At 53.8% G+C, this 22,411-nt stretch carries 19 protein-coding genes and 1 riboswitch; of the genes, 15 read left to right on the forward strand and 4 right to left on the reverse strand.

All coding sequences use genetic code 11. The features are described from left to right. Positions 1-37: 37 nt before the first annotated feature. The 8 genes from infC to bcbE all read left to right on the forward strand — a co-directional run bounded on the left by infC (position 38) and on the right by bcbE (position 9,967). On the forward strand, positions 38-523 hold the full coding sequence (gene infC, locus AC0LWT_RS14775) for a translation initiation factor IF-3 (protein WP_474682024.1): 486 nt from the start codon (positions 38-40) through the stop codon (positions 521-523). 191 nt (positions 524-714) lie between these two features. Beyond that, a complete protein-coding gene (locus tag AC0LWT_RS14780; RefSeq protein ID WP_474682025.1) occupies positions 715-2,223 on the forward strand; it encodes an MDR family MFS transporter in 1,509 nt (502 codons plus the stop codon). Between the two features lie 324 nt (positions 2,224-2,547). Next, positions 2,548-2,640, forward strand: a riboswitch (cyclic di-GMP riboswitch). An 86-nt stretch (positions 2,641-2,726) separates the two neighbouring features. After that, a complete protein-coding gene (locus AC0LWT_RS14785) occupies positions 2,727-5,099 on the forward strand; it encodes an EAL domain-containing protein (RefSeq protein WP_474682026.1) in 2,373 nt (790 codons plus the stop codon). A 121-nt stretch (positions 5,100-5,220) separates the two neighbouring features. After that, the gene (locus AC0LWT_RS14790; RefSeq protein ID WP_474682027.1) at positions 5,221-5,715 is read left to right on the forward strand and encodes a hypothetical protein; all 495 of its coding nucleotides are present in this window, start codon (positions 5,221-5,223) and stop codon (positions 5,713-5,715) included. 6 nt (positions 5,716-5,721) lie between these two features. Next, positions 5,722-6,240 (forward strand): hypothetical protein, encoded by a 519-nt coding sequence (locus AC0LWT_RS14795; protein WP_474682028.1) that lies wholly within the window; start codon positions 5,722-5,724, stop codon positions 6,238-6,240. Between the two features lie 113 nt (positions 6,241-6,353). After that, positions 6,354-7,289 carry an MBL fold metallo-hydrolase gene (locus tag AC0LWT_RS14800; RefSeq protein WP_474682029.1) on the forward strand — a complete coding sequence of 312 codons (936 nt, stop codon included), beginning with the start codon at positions 6,354-6,356 and terminating at the stop codon, positions 7,287-7,289. Positions 7,290-7,332: 43 nt separating this feature from the next. Further along, the gene (locus AC0LWT_RS14805) at positions 7,333-8,580 is read left to right on the forward strand and encodes a M48 family metallopeptidase (RefSeq protein ID WP_474682030.1); all 1,248 of its coding nucleotides are present in this window, start codon (positions 7,333-7,335) and stop codon (positions 8,578-8,580) included. A gap of 115 nt (positions 8,581-8,695) precedes the next feature. Beyond that, complete coding sequence (gene bcbE / locus AC0LWT_RS14810) at positions 8,696-9,967, forward strand: bacillibactin exporter BcbE (RefSeq protein WP_474682031.1); 1,272 nt, start codon at positions 8,696-8,698, stop codon at positions 9,965-9,967. A 904-nt stretch (positions 9,968-10,871) separates the two neighbouring features. On the opposite strand, the gene AC0LWT_RS14815 is transcribed toward bcbE, so the two are convergent. From AC0LWT_RS14815 to AC0LWT_RS14830, 4 genes are all read right to left on the reverse strand, one after another. Next, a complete protein-coding gene (locus AC0LWT_RS14815) occupies positions 10,872-12,014 on the reverse strand; it encodes a virulence factor (protein WP_474682032.1) in 1,143 nt (380 codons plus the stop codon). Between the two features lie 90 nt (positions 12,015-12,104). Then, positions 12,105-12,692 carry a guanylate kinase gene (locus tag AC0LWT_RS14820; RefSeq protein WP_474682033.1) on the reverse strand — a complete coding sequence of 196 codons (588 nt, stop codon included), beginning with the start codon at positions 12,690-12,692 and terminating at the stop codon, positions 12,105-12,107. Between the two features lie 162 nt (positions 12,693-12,854). Next, complete coding sequence (locus AC0LWT_RS14825) at positions 12,855-15,497, reverse strand: DEAD/DEAH box helicase (protein WP_474682034.1); 2,643 nt, start codon at positions 15,495-15,497, stop codon at positions 12,855-12,857. Between the two features lie 113 nt (positions 15,498-15,610). Further along, positions 15,611-16,306 carry a YhcN/YlaJ family sporulation lipoprotein gene (locus tag AC0LWT_RS14830; protein WP_474682035.1) on the reverse strand — a complete coding sequence of 232 codons (696 nt, stop codon included), beginning with the start codon at positions 16,304-16,306 and terminating at the stop codon, positions 15,611-15,613. A 291-nt stretch (positions 16,307-16,597) separates the two neighbouring features. On the opposite strand from AC0LWT_RS14830, the gene coxB reads away from it, so the two are divergent. The 7 genes from coxB (at position 16,598) to AC0LWT_RS14865 (ending at position 22,351) form a co-directional block, all read left to right on the forward strand. Continuing rightward, positions 16,598-17,614, forward strand: a complete 1,017-nt coding sequence (gene coxB, locus AC0LWT_RS14835) for a cytochrome c oxidase subunit II (RefSeq protein WP_474682036.1) — start codon at positions 16,598-16,600, stop codon at positions 17,612-17,614. A 30-nt stretch (positions 17,615-17,644) separates the two neighbouring features. Beyond that, entirely contained in the window at positions 17,645-19,513 is a 1,869-nt protein-coding gene (ctaD, locus tag AC0LWT_RS14840; RefSeq protein WP_474682037.1) for a cytochrome c oxidase subunit I, read from the forward strand. Then, positions 19,510-20,124 carry a cytochrome (ubi)quinol oxidase subunit III gene (locus tag AC0LWT_RS14845; protein WP_474682038.1) on the forward strand — a complete coding sequence of 205 codons (615 nt, stop codon included), beginning with the start codon at positions 19,510-19,512 and terminating at the stop codon, positions 20,122-20,124. Before ctaD ends, AC0LWT_RS14845 begins: the two co-directional genes overlap by 4 nt. A 1-nt stretch (position 20,125) precedes the next feature. Continuing rightward, positions 20,126-20,443, forward strand: coding sequence for a cytochrome C oxidase subunit IV family protein (locus AC0LWT_RS14850; protein WP_474682039.1), 318 nt, complete (start codon positions 20,126-20,128; stop codon positions 20,441-20,443). A 109-nt stretch (positions 20,444-20,552) separates the two neighbouring features. After that, positions 20,553-21,413: a cytochrome c oxidase assembly protein gene (locus AC0LWT_RS14855; protein ID WP_474682040.1), complete on the forward strand. Its 861-nt coding sequence runs from the start codon at positions 20,553-20,555 to the stop codon at positions 21,411-21,413. 18 nt (positions 21,414-21,431) lie between these two features. Then, positions 21,432-21,887, forward strand: a complete 456-nt coding sequence (locus AC0LWT_RS14860) for a DUF420 domain-containing protein (RefSeq protein ID WP_474682041.1) — start codon at positions 21,432-21,434, stop codon at positions 21,885-21,887. A 101-nt stretch (positions 21,888-21,988) separates the two neighbouring features. Next, positions 21,989-22,351 (forward strand): group I truncated hemoglobin, encoded by a 363-nt coding sequence (locus AC0LWT_RS14865; RefSeq protein ID WP_474682042.1) that lies wholly within the window; start codon positions 21,989-21,991, stop codon positions 22,349-22,351. Positions 22,352-22,411 lie beyond the last annotated feature (60 nt).

Below are 22,411 nucleotides of genomic sequence, written 5' to 3' on the forward strand. Positions count from 1 at the left end.
CTGGGTTCATTATAGCGAAAGAACAGGGGCATTCACAATGATCAAAAATGAAAAAATTAAAGCTTCCGAGGTGTGGCTCACCGGTGTTAACGGAGAGGATCTGGGTGTGGTCCCTACAACGGAAGCGCTCGCGCTGGCCAGGAAGCTGAAGGTCGATCTGATCTGCACGTCGCTGATGAGCAGCCCTCCGCCGTGCAAGCTGGCCGGAGCGGGTCAGGCGAAACAGGAGGCGCTGCAGGAAAAGCAGCAGGTGCGCAAACAGGAGCAGGGGGCGAAGGTGAAGGAAATCCGGCTCACGCCGCAGATCGAGGATCACGACCTGGAGACGAAAAAACGGCAGGCGGAGCGCATTCTCGGGGCCGGCGATGCCGTTCAGTTCGTCGTGCGCATCCAGGGCAAGGAAGGAGCGGCTGCGAAAGCGCTGCTGGAAACGCTGCTTCAAGATTTGCGAGCGCTCGGGCGCCCGCGGACGGGCATCCAGCTCAGCGGCAAGCAGGCGGCGGTGCAGGTTGATCCGCTCTGACGAAAGCCCGCATTCTATACAAACCGTGTTGCAGTCCACGGCGCATCCACGCGCCGTTGGCTGCAGCACGGTTTTTTTATCCGTAAATCCGCCTCGGGATGGAGGCGGCGATGCATCCGCGGCCGGTTTCAGCAAGCTTGAAAAGCGCTTATGATGGCAATAGTTATGGAATAGAAGAGAGGTATTGAACGATGAAGGAAAATAACAGATCACTCGTGCTGATCGGCCTGCTTCTCGGGCTTATTTTTGCCGAGCTGGACGAAACGGTCGTATCGACGGCTATGCCGACGATCATCCGTGAGCTGCAAGGATTGTCGCTTTACGGCTGGGTGGCGGGGGTATACATGCTTGCCGTGACCATATTTATGCCCATTTTAGGAAAGCTGGCGGATTTGTACGGGCGCAAACGCGTTTATTTAAGCTGCATGGCTTTGTTTTCTCTCGGTTCCATCATTTGCGGATTTGCGGACAGCATGACCGTTCTGCTGATCGGCAGGGGAATCCAAGGAATAGGCGCCGGCGGGCTGATGCCGTTGGCATTGGTAATTATAGGCGATACGTACCCGCTGGAGCAGCGCGCCAAAATTCAGAGCCTGTTCGGGCCGATGATGATCATTCCACAACTGCTGGGACCGACGCTGGGCGGTTATTTCGTGGATCATCTTAATTGGCATTGGGTGTTCCTGATCAACATCCCGGTCGGGATACTTGCAGCGTCGGTGATATTCGTAGGAATGCGCGAATCCAAAGGGGAGGAGAAGCGGTCCATCGACTGGATGGGGGCGTCTGCGCTCGTGCTGGCGCTGCTTTCCCTTCTGCTTGCGCCGGTGCTGATCGACAATCGGGGCTTGTCCTGGTCATCTCCGCTGATCATAGGGCTGCTTGCGCTTTCGGCCCTGTTTATCGCCCTCTTTATAAGGATTGAATCCAGAGCGGCGGAACCGATTATACCGCTGTCGTTGTTCCGCAACCGCAATGTGGTCGTATTGTCGCTGCTTGTGTTTATCGTAATGCTTGGATTGATGGGCGGAATAGCGGCGTTCCCGTTTTTCTCTCAGAACGTGATGGGCCTAAGTCCAACCGCTGCCGGATATTTGACGCTGGCGTTTATGGCCGGGGCGATTCCTTCGAGTATCCTGAACGGATTTCTGATTACCCGGATTCTGTACCGGAACTTGTTTATCGTCTGCTTCTTGCTGCCGATCGTCGGCGTCGGTTTGCTGTCTCAGGTTCATGCTGCGACAACGCCGCTGTACATCATTGTTACCTTTGTCCTGTTAGGACTCGGTATCGGGGCTTTATTCGGAGGAGATAACCTGATCGTTCAGGAATCCGTCGCCAAGGAGAACAGCGGCGTAGCGCTCGGAACCGTTCAGCTGTTCCAGTCGCTTGGAGCGACAATCGGATTAAGCGTCTTCGGCAGCCTGCTCGCTAACAAAATCAAAACCGGCGTTGCCGGGTTGGCCGGCGAGCTTCCTCCGGGCATGGCGGATCATATCGCGACAGGGGGAATTCCCGCGGGGATATCCGCCGATCTGGTAACGAAGATTCAAGCGGTATTTGTGAATTCGTTCCAGAGCATTTTTATCATCGCTTTGGGCTTTATGATCGCGGCTTTTGTTATCTGCTGGTTTCTGAAGAAGGAAGTGCTATCGAAAAAAGAGGCCGAAGCCGTTCCCGCCGCCGAGCTGCAAGCCTGACCATTCGGCAAAATAGAGGTCTGACTGGGTCTGACTGCCGGCTTGCAGCGCCGAGGGCGCTTTGAAGAAGAGGTTCTGATTAGCTTGTGACAATAGGCTAAGGAAGGCCTCTTTTTCCTTTAACGAAAAGGGGGCGTTCATAGCTCCTCCGTTGTCGGATTTTGGCGGATTGTCGGCGGGGGGGCCGAAAAGTAAGCAGCCATCCGAGGAGCCGATAGCACCAGATATTTCATAATTAAGGATTTTATTGACGAAATTTGGTGATACGTGATATAAAATAACTAGGAACTTAGACCTATCATTCACAAATTTAAATATTTCTTAAAGAGATAAAGGCAAACTTGGCGAAAGCCAAGGACGCAAAGCTATAGGGGCTACACGAAAAGGATTCACATCGTATGCCAGCCAGTTTCCGCTTTAGGCCGCTGAGAAGGAACCTTAAAGCAAGGTTTCTTTTTTTTTGGTCGTTTATGACGGACTAACAAGATAATGAGGTGTGCTTCATGATCGCTTATTTAGTGTCCATACTCCTGTACATAGTACCAATTCTCTTGTTGCTCTACATGATGATCGAAATTTATCAGCGAAACCGGTACAACGGGCTGAATAAAATCGCGGCCTGTTTTTTCCTTGCCACCATGCTGTTTTTCATCGGGAATTTGCTGTTCAGCATCGCCCCGATCCAATACGCGGGCCGAATCGCGCTGCTGCTGTTTTATTTTCCGGCTTGCATCATCATGTGTCTGACGATGCATTTTTGCTTCAGGCTGACGGAGGGATTTCAATCGACTCCGCGGCCGGTTATGACGGCGATCTGCTACAGCCCGTTGGTTCCGGCCTCGCTGGTGTTTTTTCCGCCTCCATGGATAACGGTTCATTTCGTCCAGAACGGCATTTGGAAATACCAGGAACCCGGTGCAGGCCTAACAGCATTGATGCTGGGCAGCACGCTGTATACGGCCGTTGTTTGCATCGTCATCGTGACCGCAGGGTTCAGGTTCGTAAATCAATACGATTTGAACTTGAAGCGAAAGCAGATGCGCACGGTTTTGCTTGGCCTCCTTTTTTCGTTTGTTTGGGCGATAGCGTTTATATTCTTTAAAATGCCGGCTGTTATGCCAAGCGGCGTCAATTTTCCGGCATTAAGCAGTTTCGCGCTCATTATCTTCACTTTTTTCCTCAGATATGCCATGATCAAATATGATTTCCTGCCTTCCCTGGAACGGAAGTATCAGGCTCTGTACGAAATGTCGCCGTTAACGATGATCATTACGGACCAGGATGGAATTATTAAAGAGGCGAATCCGCAAGCGGCGCTGCTTTTTGAATGCACGCAGAAGGAATTGCTTCTTCGCCATGCGCAGGAGTTCATTTTTCCCCAGTCCCACAAGTCCTCGCGTTCGTTCGACCAGCCGGGTTTCGGGGAAGAAACGATCCAGGGGGACTATATCGTCGTCACGCGCAAAGGGGCGAAAAAGTACGTTAAGGCCGAGAGCAAATATTTTGAGGCGCAGGGCGATCTGCTGCAGTATGTGGTGCTGCTCGACGTTACGAAAGCCAAGGCGGCCGAAGAGCAGGCCGTGTATCTCGCTTACCACGATACGCTGACAGGCCTTATGAACCGCGCTCATTTCAACAACGAGCTGGAATCGCATTTATCCGAGGGCAGTCGTTCTTCCATTGCCATTATGCTGCTGGACTTGGACGGATTTAAGCAAATTAACGATACTCAAGGGCACGTTGTCGGGGATCATTTGTTGAAAAAAGTGGCCGACCAGTTGTCGCTGCTCGCGCCTCCGCAGGCGACGATCTTCCGATTGGGCGGGGACGAATTTGCGCTCATTATTCCCGGATTGAAGGGCAAGGAGCAGATCCACGGCTGGGCGAATCAAATACTCGCAGGCTTCAAAATGCCTTTTGCTTATCAGGATAAAGCGTTCTACGTTACGTCCAGCATGGGCATTTGCTGGTCCCCTGAGCATGGCGTGAATCCGGACGAGCTGCTGCAATTCGCCGATATCGCGATGTATCAGGCGAAACGGCAGGGCAGAAACCAGTTCGTGATGTACGAGCCGCAGCTGCATGACGAGGAACAGGGGCGATATTTGATCAATTCGGGGGTGCGGCAAGGTTTGGAGGAAGGCGAGTTCTCGCTTCATTACCAGCCCCAAATCGACGTGCGGACAGGCGCGGTTATGGGGGTCGAGGCGCTGATCCGCTGGAATCGTCCCGGCATCGGTTTTGTTCCGCCCGGCGATTTTATTCCGCTAGCCGAAGAGTCGGGCATTATTGTGGAGATCGGGTATTGGGTGCTCGATACCGCATGTCTTCAGCTTCAGCGCTGGCTGGAAGCGGGGATTGCGCCGTTTTCGATGTCCATCAATTTGTCGGCCAGGCAGTTCCTCGACCCGAACTTTTCGCGCCGGCTGACGGATACGCTGCATCGAACGGGCATTGATCCGAGCCTGCTCTGCCTGGAGATTACCGAGAACACGGCAATGAGCGACAGCGAAAATGTGACGAACATTTGCAGCGAGATTATGAATTTGGGCGTGAAGCTGTCCATTGACGACTTTGGTACGGGATATTCTTCCTTATCGCTGCTCAAACGGCTATCCGTCCATTCCATCAAAATCGACCGCTCCTTTGTGAAAGATATGCTGGAAAGCGAACATGACCGCGCCATCATCAACGCGATTATTGCGATGTCGCACAGTCTCGGGAAGCGGGTCGTGGCCGAAGGCGTAGAGGAGCAGGGCCAATGGGATATGTTGTATGGGCTTGGATGCGACGAGATTCAAGGCTATTATATAAGCAGACCGCTTGCAGCCGGGGATTTGGTCGGATTTTTAAGCAAAAATAAAGTGGGAGTCTGAAGCTGCTCGCGCAGCGGCGGACTTCTTTGGATTTTTCCGGGGAAACCGGATGTGGTAACATAGAATATAGGAAGGGAAAGCTGCAATCGAGGAACGAAGCCTGGAAACTTGAGGGAGAGCTATGAACAAACACGAAGAAGAAAAGAAGGCGCTCGAGCGAACGGCCATCGACATATTTGTGGAGTTGTACAATCTCAATCATCGGCTTCCGTTCAGGCTGCTGCAGCAGCAGGAAAAGCCAGACGCACTGCTGGAGGACGCCAGCCTGAACAAAAAGGGGCTCGAAGTGACGCATCTTTTTTATGACACCGAAGAAGCAAGGCTTATGATGGCGCGCTCGGAGCTTACGCTTCCCGGAACGGAAGTGCCGGACCGGTTTATTCAATCGATCAACGATAGAGTGCGCAGCAAAGTTGAGAAGTTTGCGGACTATTCGCACGATTATCCGTGCGCACTGCTAATACGCAATTTATCGTTATTTTTCGGCATGTCCGACGTGCTGCGCAGGAAAGAGAAGCTTAAGCTGCCCCGTGGGCATTTTACGGAAGTGTGGCTGCTCTCGCGGGATTTTACCCCGGATTGGCTGCTCATTAATTTATATGAAACGGAAGGTTGAAGCGCATTGGAGGAACTGGAGCAAGTGACGGCGGCCCTGGAGTCCGCGGGGATCGACTGTGCGTTAGGCGGGAGCGGGATGATGCATAGTCTCGGTTTGACGGAAACCGTGAACGACTGGGACTTGACGACGGACGCTCCCATGGATAAGGTGCTCGCGAGCTTGACGGCGTTCAAGGCGGCGCCGCAGCGTGTCGGCGATTTTCCTTTCGCCAGCGATTATTTGATTAGAGTGGAGACGCAGGGCAAGGCGATCGAAATTATCGGCGGCTTCAAAATTCATGCCAAAGACGGCGTCGTCTGCATTCCGACCGTCGCTTCGCATCGCTGGAAAGGGATTGCCGTCGGCTCGCCGGAAGTTTGGGCCGTCGCCTATGAACTGATGAACCGCCCGTTGAAGGCGGAGCGGCTCTGGCGCTATTTGGATATCCATGGAGCGGATCCCGGCGCAGTCAATCAGCTCGAAAGCCCCGCCATTCCGGCTGAAATCCGAAACCGCCTGCGGCAGCTGGCGGAAAAAAAGTAAAGGCCTCCGCCTACGATGCCGGGGGTTTTTTTGCTGCTTGCAGAATATGGTGCTAAACTGGTTGTACTTAGGGTAGGCGGGAGAAGCATATCCTTAGAGGGAGGCAAAACCGGATGGCTGGAAAATTTTCAAATATGGACAATATAAGCAATGATCATTCTTTCCGCGATGTGATGAAGTGGATGCGGAACAGGCCGAAGAAGAACGTCGATTACCAGGTTCCGCAGCACCGGAATAAAAGTCCCCGCTTTTTGCAGGAAAACCGTGCGGAAGAAACGATTACGTGGATCGGACATTCGACGTTTCTTATTCAAAAAGAAGGCATGAACATCGTCACGGACCCCGTATGGGCAAAAAGAATGGGTACTGCCAGACGGTTGACCGAGCCCGGATTATCCGTTCAGGATATGCCGCAGGCGGATGTAATTCTGATTTCGCACGCCCACTACGATCATTTGGACATTCCATCTCTCCGCTCGTTAAGGGGCAATCCGACTATACTCGTACCCGAGGGCCTTGGCCCGATGATCAGACGCAAAGGCTTCCAACAGGTGTTAGAGCTGCCGTGGTGGGGATTTGCCCAGGTCGGGAGCCTGGAGTTTCACTTCGTTCCCGCGCAGCATTGGACGCGCAGAACGCTTTGGGATACCAACTCTTCCCATTGGGGAGGGTGGGTGATCAAGAAGGAAGGCGCAGGCGAAGAAGCCGTTTATTTTGCCGGAGACAGCGGTTATTTCCGCGGTTTTAAAGAAATTGGCTCCAGATATCGGATACATACCGCTATTATGCCTATCGGGGCATATGATCCCGTATGGTTCATGCAAGTGTCTCATATGACGCCCGAGGAGGCCGTACAAGCTTTTTGCGATGTGCAGGCCAAAGTATTCATCCCTATGCATTACGGAACGTTCAAGCTGGCTGACGATACGCCAAAAGAAGCGTTGGAGCGGCTGGAGAAAGAATGGTCCCGGAAAATGGCCGGCTCCGGGGACCTGCGGATTCTTGAACTGGGCGAGACCGCGCTAAGCCCGGTAATCGTACCGGTATAAAGGCAGTACTAGCAGTATTAGCGGTTTGTGGAGGAGGACTGTTATGAAACGCATGTACACGCTGCTTGTGATCGTTTTCGGAGTATACGCTTTAGCGGTAAGCCTCTATTTGTTGAAAGGCGACTTGTTCGGCATTCCGAACGGGCTCGCAGCTACGGAAGCGGACCCGCATACGTTTATGACCGCGCAGGAGATCGCAAAAGCGGAATCGCTGTCGCGCATCCATTCGCTGGCGTATTTTTTAACCTCTCCGCTGCAAATGGGGCTGCTGCTCGCGCTGCTGGGCGTATCCGTACGTTTTCGCAATGCGGCCGAGCGGTGGTTCCGCAAGCCTTTTTGGCAGTCGATCGTCTATGTGACACTGTTTTTGCTGCTGATGGACGTGCTGTTTGTGCCGGTTGATTACTACTTGCTCAAAGTTGACCAAGCGTACGGCATATCCAACGAAACGATCGGGATGTTTTGGGGCGACCACGCCAAAGATTTTGTTATTAACACTTTCGGCACGCTCGTCATCGTCGGACTGTTCCGCTGGGTCATAAGACGCAGCCCGAACCGTTGGTGGCTGTGGTTTTGGCTCGCTTCGATTCCGCTTATTCTGTTTGTGACCTTTATCCAGCCCGTTGTGCTGGACCCGCTGTACAACGATTTTCAGCCGCTGCAAAATCAGGAACTGAGGCGCGATATTTTGGACCTGGCAGCCAAATCGGATATTCCGGCCCATCAGGTTTATCAAGTGAACATGTCGGAGCGCACGAATGCGATCAACGCTTATGTGAACGGCATCGGCGGCAACGCAAGAATCGTGCTGTGGGATACGATTTTGCAAAAACTGCAAAAAGACGAGATTTTGACCGTCATGGCTCATGAAATGGGGCATTATGCGGAGAAGCACATCTATTGGGGCATTCTGTTTGGCGTCGTTTTGAGCTTTATCGGGTTTTGGCTCGCCTTTCATGCTTATCGGTTCGCTGTCCGCCGCTGGGGCCCACTTTGGGGAATCCGCGAAGAACGCGACCTTGCCGCGCTGCCGATTTTGCTTTTGATAGCAACCTTTATGAATTTCGCATCGGCTCCGGCGCAAAATGCGTTCTCGCGCGTCATCGAACACAGGGCGGACATGTACTCGATGAAGATGACCGGCGCCGGCGCCGCCGCGGTGCGCGCTTTTCAGAAAATCGCCAAAGAGAACCTGAGTCCGGTTACGCAGCCTCCGCTCGTGCAGTGGTTCCGCGGCTCCCATCCGACTATACTCGAACGAATCTTGTACTTCAAGCAGTTTGAGCGCTGACCGATGATCGGGAATGACCTGCCTGAACGAAGGGAATAGTAGGTATGCTGACCAATCAACCGGACTGCCGGAGAGGCTTAGGGCAGCAACATTGGAACAGAACGGGTGTGCGCTCTTGGAGGAAGGAAAAAAATGGGACCTGATCTCGATTGCATCCATTCCGCTAATTATGACGCTGGGGAATTCCATGCTGATCCCAGTACTTCCGGCTATACGCGCCAAGCTTGGAGTGACTTCACTGCAGGTAAGCCTGATGATTACCGTTTACTCGGCGATTGCGATTGTTCTCATCCCGATTGCCGGCTATATTTCCGATAAAATCGGTAGGAAAAAAGTGATCATTCCGAGCTTGATCATAACGGGCATCGGAGGATTAGTATCCGGGCTGGCGGCAATGTGGATGCAGCAGCCGTATCTTCTGATTTTGATCGGACGGTTTATGCAGGGAGTGGGCGCGGCCGGCGCTGCGCCGATCGTGCTTCCGCTGGTAGGCGATCTGTTTAAAAAAGAAAGCGATGTAAGCAGCGGGCTGGGAATGATCGAAACGTCCAACACGCTTGGCAAAGTATTGAGTCCGATTCTAGGCTCGGCGCTCGCCGTGCTTGTATGGTACTTGCCATTTTTGGCCATCCCGGTGTTTTGCCTGATCTCCGTGCTGCTCGTCGGTTTTTTGGTTAAAACGCCCAAAAGCTCAGATCAGGAAACCGTCGAAAAAACCGGCTTCTCCAGCTTTTGGAGCTCGATAAAGTCGACTTTCCGCCAAAAGGGAAGATGGCTTTATGCGATTTTTGCGATCGGCGGCATCTGCATGTTCGTTGTTTTTGGCACGCTTTTCTACTTATCGGAACTGCTCGAAGAACAATTTCATTTGCTGGGAGTCTTAAAAGGCTGCGTGCTGGCGATCCCGCTGGCGGCGCTCTGCATAGCGTCTTTTGCGGCAGGCAGATGGATCGGGCAAAATAAACTGCGCATGAAATGGGTTACATTCTCGGGCATTGCGCTTTTATCCGTAAGCGTGTGGCTGTGCGGAATGATGCACCACATCAGTATGCTGCTCATCCTGCTCAGCCTGGCGGGCATCGGAATCGGCTCGGCGCTGCCCTGCCTGGATGCGATGATTACCGAAGGCATCGAGAAAAAAGAACGGGGGACGATCACCTCGATCTACAGCTCGATGCGCTTCATCGGCGTCGCCGCCGGCCCGCCGGCCGCTTCGCTGCTGATCAAAATATCGCCGAATGTGATGTTCTACACGATTTCCGGAACTTGCCTGGCAGCGGCGGTACTCGCGCTTCTCGCAATCCGCCCGAAGTCGGCATCGAAGGCAGGAGCCGAACCGGAGCCGGAGCCCGAGCCGGAACGGCAGAAGCAGAAAGCGCATGCCTGAAGCAAAAGGCCAGAAGCAAAGAGCATGCTGAAGCAAAAGGCCAGGAGCAAAGAGCATGCTGAAGCGCTAAAAGCACGCCTCGCCAAACCGGGAAGCCGGAGGGAGGGGGCGTGCTTTTTGTTGGCGTGAGGAGCGGCAACTGCTTGGCAAAGCGGAGAAAGCCTGCAAAAGTGCAGCTTTTTGCTCGCTGGGATGAATTAAAAGCACGCCCCGCCATGCCGGTAAGCCGGAGGGAGGGGGCGTGCTTTTTGTTGGCGTGAGGAAAGGCATCTGCTTGGCAGCGTGGAGAAAGCCTGCAAAAGTGCAGCTTTTTACGCGTTGATACGCTAGCTGGGAAGAATTCCTGCAAAAGTGCAGGCTTTCCGCAAAAACCTGGGCCTCAGCCCTATTTTGAGCAAAAATTCCTGCACAATTGCAGGTATTTCCTGAAATCGAGCCGTTTTAGCAGAAAAAGCCTGCACTTTCGCAGGCTTTTCGCAATTGGCAAGCATTAAACGAGCGGATGAGGCTTGCACACGTCACTCCACAGAAAATGAAGATAATTGGGATGCATTCTACTTGCCTATAAAGTGAGACTAGTACATAACTCATCCGCAAGAGGAGATGCATATGCTTGGCAGCGTGGAGAAAGCCTGCAAAAGTGCAGCTTATTAAGCGTTGATGCGCTAGCTGGGAAGAATTCCTGCAAAAGTACAGGCTTTCCGCAAAAACCTGGGCCTCGGCCCTATTATGAGCAAAAATTCCTGCACAATTGCAGGCTTTTCCTGAAATCGAGCCGTTTTAGCAGAAAAAGCCTGACAATTGCAGGCTTTTCGCAATTGGCAAGCATTAAACGAGCGGATGAGGCTGATAAGTCAAGCGCCTTGCCTCTACCCGCCGAGCTGCACCATCTGTGGAGTATGATTCAATCGTTGCGGCGCGTCATTTGCTGCCATACTGAGCCCTCCGCCGCGTGGCCGCCTTCGATGCGCTCAAGGGCAATCTTGACCTGCATCCGCACCTCGAATTCAGGATCGTCCGCCGCCTCGCGCAGCGCTTCGATGGCGGAGTCGTCGCCGACTTCGTATAAAAAGCGCGCCGCCCGCCAACGCACCAGCTTGTTGCGGTCTTTGAGCGCCTTCGCCATGGCCGGCATGGCGGCGGGGTCGCCGATGTCGGACAGCGTATCGCCTGCTGTCCGGCGCACGGCCGGCGTATCGTCCCCGAGGGCACGATACAGATAGGGCAGCACCTCGGGCTCCTTGATGTCCCCGAGGTAGACCGTCGCCAGCCGGCGGATCGACGTGTTCTCGTCCTGCAGAGCATGGACGAGCAGCGGCAGCGTCTCCAGCGACGGCTGAATCCGCTGAAGCGCGGCATAGCGCCGCTTCCAGTCCGGATGGCGCAGCTGCTCCGCCGCTGCGCCGATGTCGGTTTCGCCCGCGCCGGCATCCGCGGGCGCTTCGGCGGTCTCCCGCATCGCGAGGGAGACCAGATTCTCGACGCGGGCGGCGTCGTAGGAAGCGTCCAGCTCCTGGACGACTTCGCCCGCGATGTCTTTCAGCTCGCCGTAGCGCACGCCGAGCTCTTCGAGCTTCCGCTCCTTGATCAGGTTCGGGGATGCCGTGCCTGCGTGGACCGCCGCTTCGGTGAAGCGTTCCGGCATCGCGGGGGGGAATTCTTCCGCGCCGGCCCGAACCCTCACTTGGAGCGGGATGCCGCGAAACGTCTGCACCAGCACCTGCGCCTCGCCGTAAGCCGCCTCAGCGGCGGCTTGAGCCGGAGGCAGTCCGCTGTCCGCAGACGGCCCGGCTTCGCCGAATGCCTCGCGGGCTTTGGCCAGTATGAACTGCCAGTCGCCCTTCGGCGTCCGATCCACCGCGGCGAAATCCGCCGTATGAAAAATGCTGACGACGCCCGGGACGCCCAGCAGCTCGCGGATCGGCTGCGGCGCATGCCCGCTATCGTCTTTCGTGTAAGTCATCCGCACGCCGGCAGGCAGAGATTCGTCGAGGTTAAGCTTCATGGAGTTGGGGCTCGGCGTAGGTTCTATAGAAACGATTTTCATCTTGCAAAAGCTCCTTTCAAAATTGGCATTTAAAAAGACCCGGACGCACGAAGCGTCCAGGCCTGTTTATGACTAATGACTGGCTGCCCTTTAATCGAGTTCCAGCAAATTGCGGTTTAAATAATCGTCCAACGTTTTGGTCAGGTCGAAAACGGTGTGCGCCAAATCCACATTTTCAAAACTATGCTCGCATTTGTCGCGGTAAGCCAACTCATCCTCGTAGTAGGACAAATATGTTGCAATAGCATCTTCGGAATCGCCGCTCTCCCGCATCCTTTGCTCCAGGGTGTCTCTGCCGGCATAAATGCAAATCCGCACCAGATGTTCGCCGTACAATGCTTTGAGTGTCTCGGCGCCGGACCGGTTCAGAATCAGGTAAATGCTGCCGCTGGACTGGAACATGCGTTCGATATCCGCGCTTTTGATGCCATACAAATAATCGTTGATCGTTGTAATCTCAATGAATTCATGGTTCGCCTGCGCACTGGCAAATTGGTCTGCCGTAATAAAGTGGTAATCCTGTCCATCCACTTCCGTCGGTTTTTGCGGTCTTGTCGTGTACGAAATGACCTGCTTGATGCCGAGCGTCGACCCGGACATTTCCGCAACGGTTTTACGGCCGGCCCCATGGGGACCCGTAAATACAAAAATCATTTCTCTTTCCTTCAATGCGTACATGGAACATACCTCCTTATTTGGCAAATATGAGGGCATTCTACGTGCGTGGTTCGGTATGAAACGATTTTTGACTGTTGGATCGGATTAAACCGCTTTCTCATATTTTACACCCTAATTGACTATTGGTAAAGACACCGGTCGGCGGGCGAAAATGTGGAAAACCTATTTGTGCCCGCGTCCGCGTTGATTTTGTGCGCCGCGCCCTTGAGTTTTTCCCTGCCGGGGTGCGCGTTCCGCGCCTGCATTGCCGCTGCGCGCTCCGCGTCCCGAGCCGCCTCCGGCGCTCCGCGCCCCGCTTTCAGCTGCGCGTCTGGAACTGCTCCACCCGTCGCCGCCGGTACTGCCGCCGCGCCCTGCGAAGCCGCCATCGCGCCCTGCGCCCTGCTGCTCGGCCCTGCCTCTTCGCGTGCCCTCGGCCGCCCCGCCGCCGCGCGTTCCGCGCCCTGCGAAGCCGCCATCGCGCCCTGCGCCCTGCTGCTCGGCCCTGCCTCTCCGCGAGCTCTCAGCCGCTCCGCCGCCGCGCGTTCCGCGCTCCGCGAAGCCGCCATCGCGCCCTGCGCCCTGCTGCTCGGCCCTGCCTCTTCGCGTGCCCTCGGCCGCCCCGCCGCCGCGCGTTCCGCGCCCTGCGAAGCCGCCATCGCGCCCTGCGCCCTGCTGCTCGGCCCTGCCTCTCCGCGAGCTCTCAGCCGCTCCGCCGCCGCGCGTTCCGCGCTCCGCGAAGCCGCCATCGCGCCCTGCGCCCTGCTGCTCGGCCCTGCCTCTTCGCGTGCCCTCGGCCGCCCCGCCGCCGCGCGTTCCGCGCCCTGCGAAGCCGCCATCGCGCCCTGCGCCCTGCTGCTCGGCCCTGCCTCTCCGCGAGCTCTCAGCCGCTCCGCCGCCGCGCGTTCCGCGCTCCGCGAAGCCGCCATCGCGCCCTGCGCCCTGCTGCTCGGCCCTGCCTCTTCGCGTGCCCTCGGCCGCCCCGCCGCCGCGCGTTCCGCGCCCTGCGAAGCCGCCATCGCGCCCTGCGCCCTGCTGCTCGGCCCTGCCTCTCCGCGAGCTCTCAGCCGCTCCGCCGCCGCGCGTTCCGCGCTCCGCGAAGCCGCCATCGCGCCCTGCGCCCTGCTGCTCGGCCCTGCCTCTTCGCGTGCCCTCGGCCGCCCCGCCGCCGCGCGTTCCGCGCCCTGCGAAGCCGCCATCGCGCCCTGCGCCCGTCTGCTCGGCCCTGCCTCTTCGAGTGCCCTCGGCCGCCCCGCCGCCGCGCGTTCCGCGCGCTGCGAAGCCGCCATCGCGCGCTGCGCCCGTCTGCTCAGCCCTGCCTCTTCGCGTGCCCTCAGCGGCCCCGCCGCCGCGCGTCCCGCGTTCCGCGAAGCCGCCATCGCGCGCCGCGCCGTCGTGCTCGCCCCAGCTCTGCGCAGTGGCATTGCCCGCCCGCTGCTGTCCGCGCCCCGCGCCTGTCCGCTCAGCCCTGCCTCTTCGCGTGCTCTCAGCCGCCCCGCCGCCGCGCGTTCCGCGCCCTGCGAAGCCGCCATCGCGCGCTGCGCCGGCAGGCTCGCTCCAGCCCTTCGCGGCTGCATTACCCGCCGCGCGTCCTCTCCGCGCGCCCGCGTCCTGCGCGCCTCTGCTGCGGCGTCCGCCGGGCTGCTGCCCGGCTCCTTTGCGGGCGGAGCCTCTGCCCGGGCTGACTTCGTCCGCTGCCTCGGCACGGACCCGTCTTGGCGCATCCTGCTTGCGCAGCGGCATGCGGATGCCTTTTTCAATCAGCTCGATATAGAACATATCCCGCTGGGAAGCAAAAGTAACGGCTACGCCCGTTTGGCCGGCGCGTCCCGTCCGTCCGATCCGGTGAATGTAGCTTTCCGCATCGTGGGGGACATCATAATTGAAGACGTGCGTCACGCCTTCGACATCCAACCCCCGCGCGGCGATGTCCGTCGCTACGAGCAGCTCGACTTTTCCGTCGCGGAACCGTTTCATGACCTGCTCGCGCTTCGCCTGCGACAAATCCCCGTGCAGCTCGTCGGACGCGTAGCCTTCCTCCTGCAAAGCTTCGTTGAGCGCCGACGCTCTGCGCTTCGTCCGGCAAAAAATCATCGCCAGGTACGGTTTGTACTTGTCGATGGCTTCGCACAAAGCGTCCTGCTTGCCGCGGTCCGTCGTTTGCACCAGAACCTGCTCGATTTCTTTCAGTGTAATCTGTTTGGTTTCAATATGAATTTCCTGCGGGTTTCGCATATACGCTTTGGATAAATTCCGCACCTGCTGCGGCATCGTGGCCGAGAAGAGCAGGGTTTGGCGATGCGTCGAGGTTTGAGCGATAATATCCTGAACCTCCTGCAGAAAGCCCATATGCAGCATTTGATCCGCTTCGTCGAGGACAAGCATTTTCAGCTTATAGAATTGCAGGGATCCGCGGCGAAGATGATCAAGCAGTCTTCCCGGCGTTCCTACTACTATATGTATGTTTCCCTCAAGCTTTCTGAGCTGTCTTTCCACGTCCTGGCCGCCGTATGCGGCGAGTACGTTCGCACCGGTGACGGGCGCCAGCTTTTGCAGCTCGCTTGTGATCTGAATGGCCAGCTCCCGTGTCGGTGTCAAAATCAATGCTTGTACATCCGGCTTATCTACATTTACGATTTCCAGCATAGGCAACACGAAAGCAAGCGTTTTGCCGGTACCGGTCTGCGCTTGCGCGATAACATCGGTTCCGCTCATCAATGCGGGGATTGCTTCCCGCTGTATGGGCGTCGGTTCCACTACTCCGTTAGCTTTTAATTGTTTGACAAGACTATCGCGAATTTCTAATGAGGCAAATCCATTGGACATGGTTATCGGCCAGCTCCCTTTTCCTACTTATTGAATACCCCTCATTCTACAGGATAGCCCGCCAAATGAAAACAGGAGCCGGCGCCAGACCGCCTATTTATATAGAAGAAACTCTATTTAGGCAGCACCTGTTCGGTGCCGAAAACGTTCGTTACTACCCTGTTGAATTCGGGCAAAAAGGGCTGCAGCGAGTTGCCCTTCCAGCTTTCCTGGGCATAATTGTTCATTTTGTTCAAAAAATCGCGGTTTGCCGAAATGTATACGTCTCGCACGTTAGGCTGCAGTTTGCGGACTTTTTCGGCGATCCGCTGTTTGAACCGGTGCGCGAGGAAATCGTGATGGACGGCTGTTTCATAATTGTTGACGCCTATGTTCAGACTGTTGGAATCGATCGCATCGGTATCTCGCGCTATGTTATTGTAGATGCCCGCGACAGTTCCCTGATTTCCCGTTTCCGGAACGGTTCCTTTGGTGCCTGTAGCCGTATTGTCGATCATGAGGGCGACGTAGGCATTTTGGTCGGTCGTCATAACGATGGAAGTATTGACCCCGTTCAAAGAATTCAGCTGGTTCGACAGGAACTGGCTGTATTCCAGCTTTTTATTGTCGTGCGTCACGGGCCCGTACAGCTGCTGGGTTTGATATGCTCTCTCGGATTCGACCGCGCTTTTGGAAGGAGAACCGTAGTTGGTGTGATCCGGGCTTTTGCCGTATTGTCTGTCCTGTGCTCCGCATCCGGCGATGAACGTTATCAGGAATATGATTCCACAAATCGGAAATCCTATGTTTCTGAGCTGATTTGCAAACATATTTGATCCAGACCCCCTATGCAACTTTGTCATGCTTATAGGATGGGATGTTTGAGGGCTTTTATTCTCCCTGAATCTGTGACACTTCATGCATAAAGCGGGGGGTTAATGGAAATAACCATGGAGAGAAATTTGACACCGATAATCCGTTTAAGAACAATTTGTGAACTTCCTCAGAGCGATTGACAAAAACTTTTCACGAATTTATAGTTAATAAAGTGTGATTTGGTTGATTGACATGTGCATGGGCTTTGTGGTAAAAATATTGGTTCGAAAAGTGGGGTTGATACAATGAGTCGATGGAAAAAGTTATGGCGTCTAATACCCCTTTTTGCGGTAATGACGTTCTTGCTAACGGGGTGTGGAGACCCGACCCTGTCTGCTTTGAAGCCCAAAGGTCCGGTAGCGGAAGAGCAGCTTTTCTTGATGAAACTGAGTCTCTTTATCATGGTTTTTGTCGTAATTGTCGTTTTTGCAATTTATTTGTACGTTCTGGTTCGCTATCGCAAGCGTAAAGGCGACGACAGCATACCCAAGCAAGTGGAAGGCAACCACGTTCTCGAAATTATCTGGACAGTCGTTCCGATATTGCTGCTCCTGGTGCTTGCCGTTCCGACAGTATCGTACACATTCAAGCATTCGGCTGACCATACGAAGGACAAAGATGCCGTTCACGTCAAAGTAACCGCGCATCAGTTCTGGTGGCAGTTCGAATATCCCGATTACCAAATTGCGACTGCACAGGAATTGGTTATTCCTTCGAATAAAACGATCGCTTTCGAAGTGGTATCTGCGGATGTTAACCACGCATTCTGGGTTCCTTCGCTTGGCGGTAAGATCGATACGAATCCGGGAATTACGAATACGCTTTATTTGCAAGCGGATGAGATCAACACGTTCAAAGGCAAGTGCGCGGAGCTGTGCGGAGCTTCACACGCCTTGATGGATTTTGTCGTCACTTCCAAAAGCGAAGCGGATTTCAACGCCTGGGTTGAAAATATGAAAAAACCTGCCACCGTGCCTGCGTCAGCGGCCAAAGGCGAAGAGCTTTTCAAAGAAAACTGCATGAGCTGTCACGCAGTCAACGCCAGCGGACCCGGGGTCGCGCCTAACCTGAAAGGTTTCGCAGACCGCAAAATGCTTGCAGGTGTGCTGGAACATACTCCTGAGAATATGGAAAAATGGATACATAACCCGCAGGAAGAAAAACCGGGCAACAAGATGCCAGCTTTCGGCAAAAATGCCGGCGGTAAACTGGATGATGGACAGATTAAAGATATCGTTCAGTACTTGCAGACATTGAAATAATCACTTCTCGGGATAAAGGAGGTAAATACGTTGGCTCACTCTCACACAGCTAAAAGATACAGCGGACTGATGGATTGGCTCACGACTGTCGACCATAAGAAAATCGGTATCCTGTACTTGATCGCGGGCGGATTCTTCTTCCTCGTCGGAGGACTTGAAGCGATTCTCATTCGGATCCAGCTTGCGTACCCGTCTCAGCATATTTTCATCGGGGACACTTTTAACCAATTGACAACGATGCATGGAACGACGATGATCTTCTTTGCGGCGATGCCGGTCATCTTTGCTTTCATGAACGCCATCGTCCCTTTGCAGATCGGAGCACGCGACGTTGCGTTCCCGTTCGTGAACTCGCTTGGATTTTGGTTGTTCTTCCTGGGCGGCGTGCTCATGAACACAAGCTGGTTTTTGGGCGGAGCGCCTAGCGCCGGATGGACGGGTTACGCTCCGTTATCCACGATCACCACTGCCGATTGGGCGCAGACTTTGGAAAAAAATATCCAGGGTACCGACTTCTACGTCCTTGGTCTGCAAATTGCCGGTATCGGTACGCTGATCGGGGGGATTAACTTCCTCGTTACGATTATCAATATGCGTGCGCCTGGCATGACTTATATGCGTCTGCCGATGTTTACATGGACGGCATTTATTACTTCGGGTCTGATCGTGCTTGCATTCCCGGCGATTACGGTAGGACTTGTCGAGCTGATGTTCGACCGCGTGTTCGGAGGAGCGTTCTTCGATGCGGCAAGAGGCGGCAACAACGTGCTTTGGGAGCATCTGTTCTGGATTTTCGGACACCCCGAAGTTTACATTCTGATTCTTCCGGCTTTCGGTATTATTTCCGAGATCGTATCCACGTTCTCCAGAAAGCGTCTTTTCGGATACAGCTCCATGGTTTTTGCAACCGTTTTGATCGGATTTTTGGGCTTCATGGTTTGGGTTCACCATATGTTTACGACAGGATTGGGTCCTGTAGCCAACTCGATCTTCTCAATCGCTACTATGGCGATCGCAGTACCAACGGGCGTGAAAATCTTTAACTGGCTGTTCACGCTGTGGGGCGGGCAAATCCGCTTTACAACTGCAAACATTTTTGCAACTGCTTTTATCCCGACATTCGTCATGGGCGGAACTACCGGGGTTATGCTCGCGGTTCCCGCGGCGGATTTCCAGTACCACGATACATATTTCGTCGTAGCTCACTTCCACTACGTTATCGTAGGCGGTCTGGTGCTTGGCTTGTTTGCAGGTCTGTACTACTGGTGGCCGAAAATGTTCGGCCGCATGCTGAACGAAGCTTTGGGCAAAGTTCATTTCTGGACGTTCTTTATCGGTTTCCATCTGACGTTCTTCCCGCAGCATTTCCTTGGTTTGATGGGTATGCCTCGACGCGTATTTACTTACCAACCTGGGCATGATCTAGAGGTGGGCAACTTGGTCAGTACCATCGGCGCGTTCCTGATGGGTATCGGAACTTTGGTTTTCCTGATCAACATCATCGTTACATCCGTCAAGCCTAAGACGGCTCCTGCCGATCCGTGGGACGGACGTTCTCTGGAGTGGACGATTTCATCCCCTGCACCTGAGTACAACTTCAAGCAAACTCCGCTTGTTCGCGGTCAGGATGCATTGTGGAAAGAAAAAATGGCCGGCAACAAAGAGATGATCCCGGCAGAGCCCGTAGGTTCGATTCATATGCCGTCGCCATCGATCCTGCCTTTGGTTATGTCGCTCGGTTTGTTCATTGCAGGTTTCGGATTTATGTATAAAGACTTCTATGTTGCCGGAGCAGGCATCGCCGTTACATTAATCGCCATGTTCCTGCGTTCCGTATACGACGACCACGGCTGGCATATCGAACCGGAAGAGCTTGAAGACAAGGGGGTTAAGGCATGAGTACTCATCATACTGGCGTTTTGCCTGCCAACCCGGAAACGGCTACCCTTGAAGGGAAAAATAAAGTTCTTGGTTTCTGGCTATTTCTCGGCGCAGAGGTCGTATTATTCGGTTGTCTGTTTGCAACATACATCGCGCTTCGCAATCAAGTGCCTGACGGCCCTACGGCCCAGGAAATTTTCAAGCTTACAACCGTCGGCTGGTCGACCTTTATCTTGTTGACGAGCAGCTTGACGAGCGTGTTCGCTATCATTGCCATGCATCGCCAAAAGCTGGGTCAACTGCTGTTCTGGCTTTTGATCACCGTATTGTTCGGTCTTTCGTTCCTTGGTCTGGAGATTTACGAGTTTGTTGAGTACGTGCATGAAGGACATAAATTCACAACGAGCGCATTCGCTACATCTTTCTATACGCTCGTCGGTTTCCACGGAGCGCACGTAGCGTTCGGGATTTGCTGGATTACGCTGCTGATTTTGCAAGGCTTGAAAAAAGGACTGACCGTTGTAACCGCACCTAAGTTTTATGTTGCCTCGCTGTATTGGCACTTTATCGACTTGGTATGGGTATTCATCTTCACAGTAGTTTATCTGATGGGGAAGGTGGGTCATTAAGATGAGCAGCAATCTGCATGAAGCACCCGCATCGAACAAGCGGCAAAAGCACGAGTCGCCGTTGAATCACTATTTGTCTTACATTATTTCGATCATCCTTACGATGCTGGCATTTGCAATTGTACTGTACGGAGGATTGGATCGTTCCTTTATCTTCATCTTTATTGTTACCTTGGCGATCGTTCAGGCGTTGATCCAACTGTTGTTCTGGATGCATGCGAAGGAAAGAGGCCATCTGTTTCCGCTGATGTTTATCGGAGGGGGCGCTATCGTCGCTCTGACAGGCGTAATCGCGGCGGTTTACTGGATGTGGTGGTAACGAATTGGAAGAGGCAACTTTGTTTTTCAACAAAGTGCCTCCTCTTTTTTTAAGTGGCCTCTCCCATGAGGCCGGGATGCTGAGCTGTACTGAAAGGAGACAAATGGAAATGATGAGCCAAATAGGCGGATTTTTTGATCTGTGGAGTCCGGTATTGCTGCTGGTGCTTATTATTATCGGCTATGTATACAGCCGCTTGGTCGCTAAAGGGAATAAACCGTCTGCTGATGCGGAAGAAGTTACGTTAGGCCAAAAGAGCTCATTTTACACAGGGCTGGCTCTGTTCTACATCGGACAAGGAAGCCCGATCAATTATATCGGACATCACTATTTGTTCAGCATGCATATGCTGCAGCAAACGATCGTGTATTTGATCGTGCCGATTTTCATCTGGTCCGGCTTGCCGGCCTCGCTCATTCGCCCCCTTTTGAAAATTACAGCGGTAAGAGTGCTGTTCTCGTTTTTTACGAGACCGCTCATTGCGCTTTTCTTATTCAATATGCTGTTCTCGATTTACCATATGCCTTTCATTATGGACGGGCTCATGAAGAATGAACTGCTTTTGCTTGGCTACCATACGGTGCTGCTTGTAGCTGCGTTCATCATGTGGTTCCCGGTATTTTGCCCGATTCCGGAGCTCAACCGGCTCAGCGAGCTGAAGAAGATCGCTTACATTTTCGGCAATGGCGTGCTTCTGACGCCGGCTTGTGCGCTCATCATTTTCTCGGAAACGGTCATTTACGATATGTATCGGGATGTCGTGGTTCCATTTCCTCATTTGCCGCCGCTGGACGATCAGCAGCTTGGCGGGGTCATTATGAAAATTGTTCAAGAAATTGTCTATGGTTCCGTACTGGCGTATGTATTTTTTAAATGGTATCGTAGAGAAAGGAAAGAGGAAGACGATTCTGACTCCTTTAACCTTCAGGAGGGGGCGGAATCTCGCAATCCCAACTGGAATCGAGCGTAGAAAGAAAGGATTGGTAAGATGCACATTCTGCCAACTATCAGTACTCTATTCATCGTTATAAGCGCAATACTGGTCGGTTTTGGATGGTATCATATCGTCAAAGGAAACCGGCAGACTCATCAGAGACTGATGGTGTTTGGCGCTATTTTTGCTCTGGCTTTTTTCTTGATCTATGCGTCCAGAACGCTGTTTGCAGGAAATACGGCGTTCGGCGGTCCGGAAAGCTTGAAACTTCCGTATCACTTGTTTCTCTCTTTCCACATTACGCTGGCAACGGTAGGCGGTGTGCTGGGCTTGGTCACTTTGTGGCTTGCCTACAAGCAGCGTTTTCTGAAGCATAAGCGGATTGGCAGATGGGCGGCAATCATTTGGCTGCTCACAGCGCCGACCGGAGTAATCGTCTATGTGCTGCTGTATGTGTTATATCCGGGCGGGGAGACGAAGCCAGTGCTGGATGTCATTTTGGGACGATAGTAACTGGCAAAAAAGGTCGAATGTGTGATTTGAATCACATAGCTCGGCCTTTTTTTGTGGCATACTAAGTGAGCAAATTCAGACCAGGAGTGTGAGAAGCGATGGAAACTACAGCATTGTACGAAAAATTTGGCGGTGAAGATACAATTCGTAAAGTAGTTGATTACTTCTATGAATTGGTTTTGGCGGATGAAACCGTGAACGGCTTTTTCAAAAATACCGATATGGACAAGCAGAGGAAGCATCAGACGAAATTTATCAGCTTTGCGTTAGGCGGTCCGAATCAGTATACGGGAACGTCGATGGCTAAAGCGCATGCCGGCATGAATCTTCAACCGGCGCATTTTCAAGCGATTGCGACACATTTGCACGATGCATTGGCGCATTTTGGAGTCGGCGAAGCGGATATCGCACAGGTGCTAGCTAAGGTAGCGACGTTGAAGGACGATATATTGTACAAATAATCCGAACAGCAAAAAACGCAATAAGGCGAAGCCAATGGCGGGAAATCCGCTCGCGGGCTT

Source organism: Paenibacillus sp. sgz302164 (genome assembly GCF_056120505.1).

Coding starts and splice junctions, on each gene's coding strand:
- AC0LWT_RS14805 (WP_474682030.1), top strand. CDS start 7,333: ATGAAACGCATGTACACGCTGCTTGTGATCGTTTTCGGAGTATACGCT.
- AC0LWT_RS14850 (WP_474682039.1), top strand. CDS start 20,126: ATGAGCAGCAATCTGCATGAAGCACCCGCATCGAACAAGCGGCAAAAG.
- AC0LWT_RS14815 (WP_474682032.1), bottom strand. CDS start 12,014: ATGAAAATCGTTTCTATAGAACCTACGCCGAGCCCCAACTCCATGAAG.
- AC0LWT_RS14855 (WP_474682040.1), top strand. CDS start 20,553: ATGATGAGCCAAATAGGCGGATTTTTTGATCTGTGGAGTCCGGTATTG.
- AC0LWT_RS14820 (WP_474682033.1), bottom strand. CDS start 12,692: ATGTACGCATTGAAGGAAAGAGAAATGATTTTTGTATTTACGGGTCCC.
- AC0LWT_RS14830 (WP_474682035.1), bottom strand. CDS start 16,306: ATGTTTGCAAATCAGCTCAGAAACATAGGATTTCCGATTTGTGGAATC.
- AC0LWT_RS14865 (WP_474682042.1), top strand. CDS start 21,989: ATGGAAACTACAGCATTGTACGAAAAATTTGGCGGTGAAGATACAATT.
- AC0LWT_RS14845 (WP_474682038.1), top strand. CDS start 19,510: ATGAGTACTCATCATACTGGCGTTTTGCCTGCCAACCCGGAAACGGCT.
- AC0LWT_RS14800 (WP_474682029.1), top strand. CDS start 6,354: ATGGCTGGAAAATTTTCAAATATGGACAATATAAGCAATGATCATTCT.
- AC0LWT_RS14785 (WP_474682026.1), top strand. CDS start 2,727: ATGATCGCTTATTTAGTGTCCATACTCCTGTACATAGTACCAATTCTC.
- infC (WP_474682024.1), top strand. CDS start 38: ATGATCAAAAATGAAAAAATTAAAGCTTCCGAGGTGTGGCTCACCGGT.
- AC0LWT_RS14825 (WP_474682034.1), bottom strand. CDS start 15,497: ATGTCCAATGGATTTGCCTCATTAGAAATTCGCGATAGTCTTGTCAAA.
- coxB (WP_474682036.1), top strand. CDS start 16,598: ATGAGTCGATGGAAAAAGTTATGGCGTCTAATACCCCTTTTTGCGGTA.
- AC0LWT_RS14780 (WP_474682025.1), top strand. CDS start 715: ATGAAGGAAAATAACAGATCACTCGTGCTGATCGGCCTGCTTCTCGGG.
- AC0LWT_RS14860 (WP_474682041.1), top strand. CDS start 21,432: ATGCACATTCTGCCAACTATCAGTACTCTATTCATCGTTATAAGCGCA.
- AC0LWT_RS14790 (WP_474682027.1), top strand. CDS start 5,221: ATGAACAAACACGAAGAAGAAAAGAAGGCGCTCGAGCGAACGGCCATC.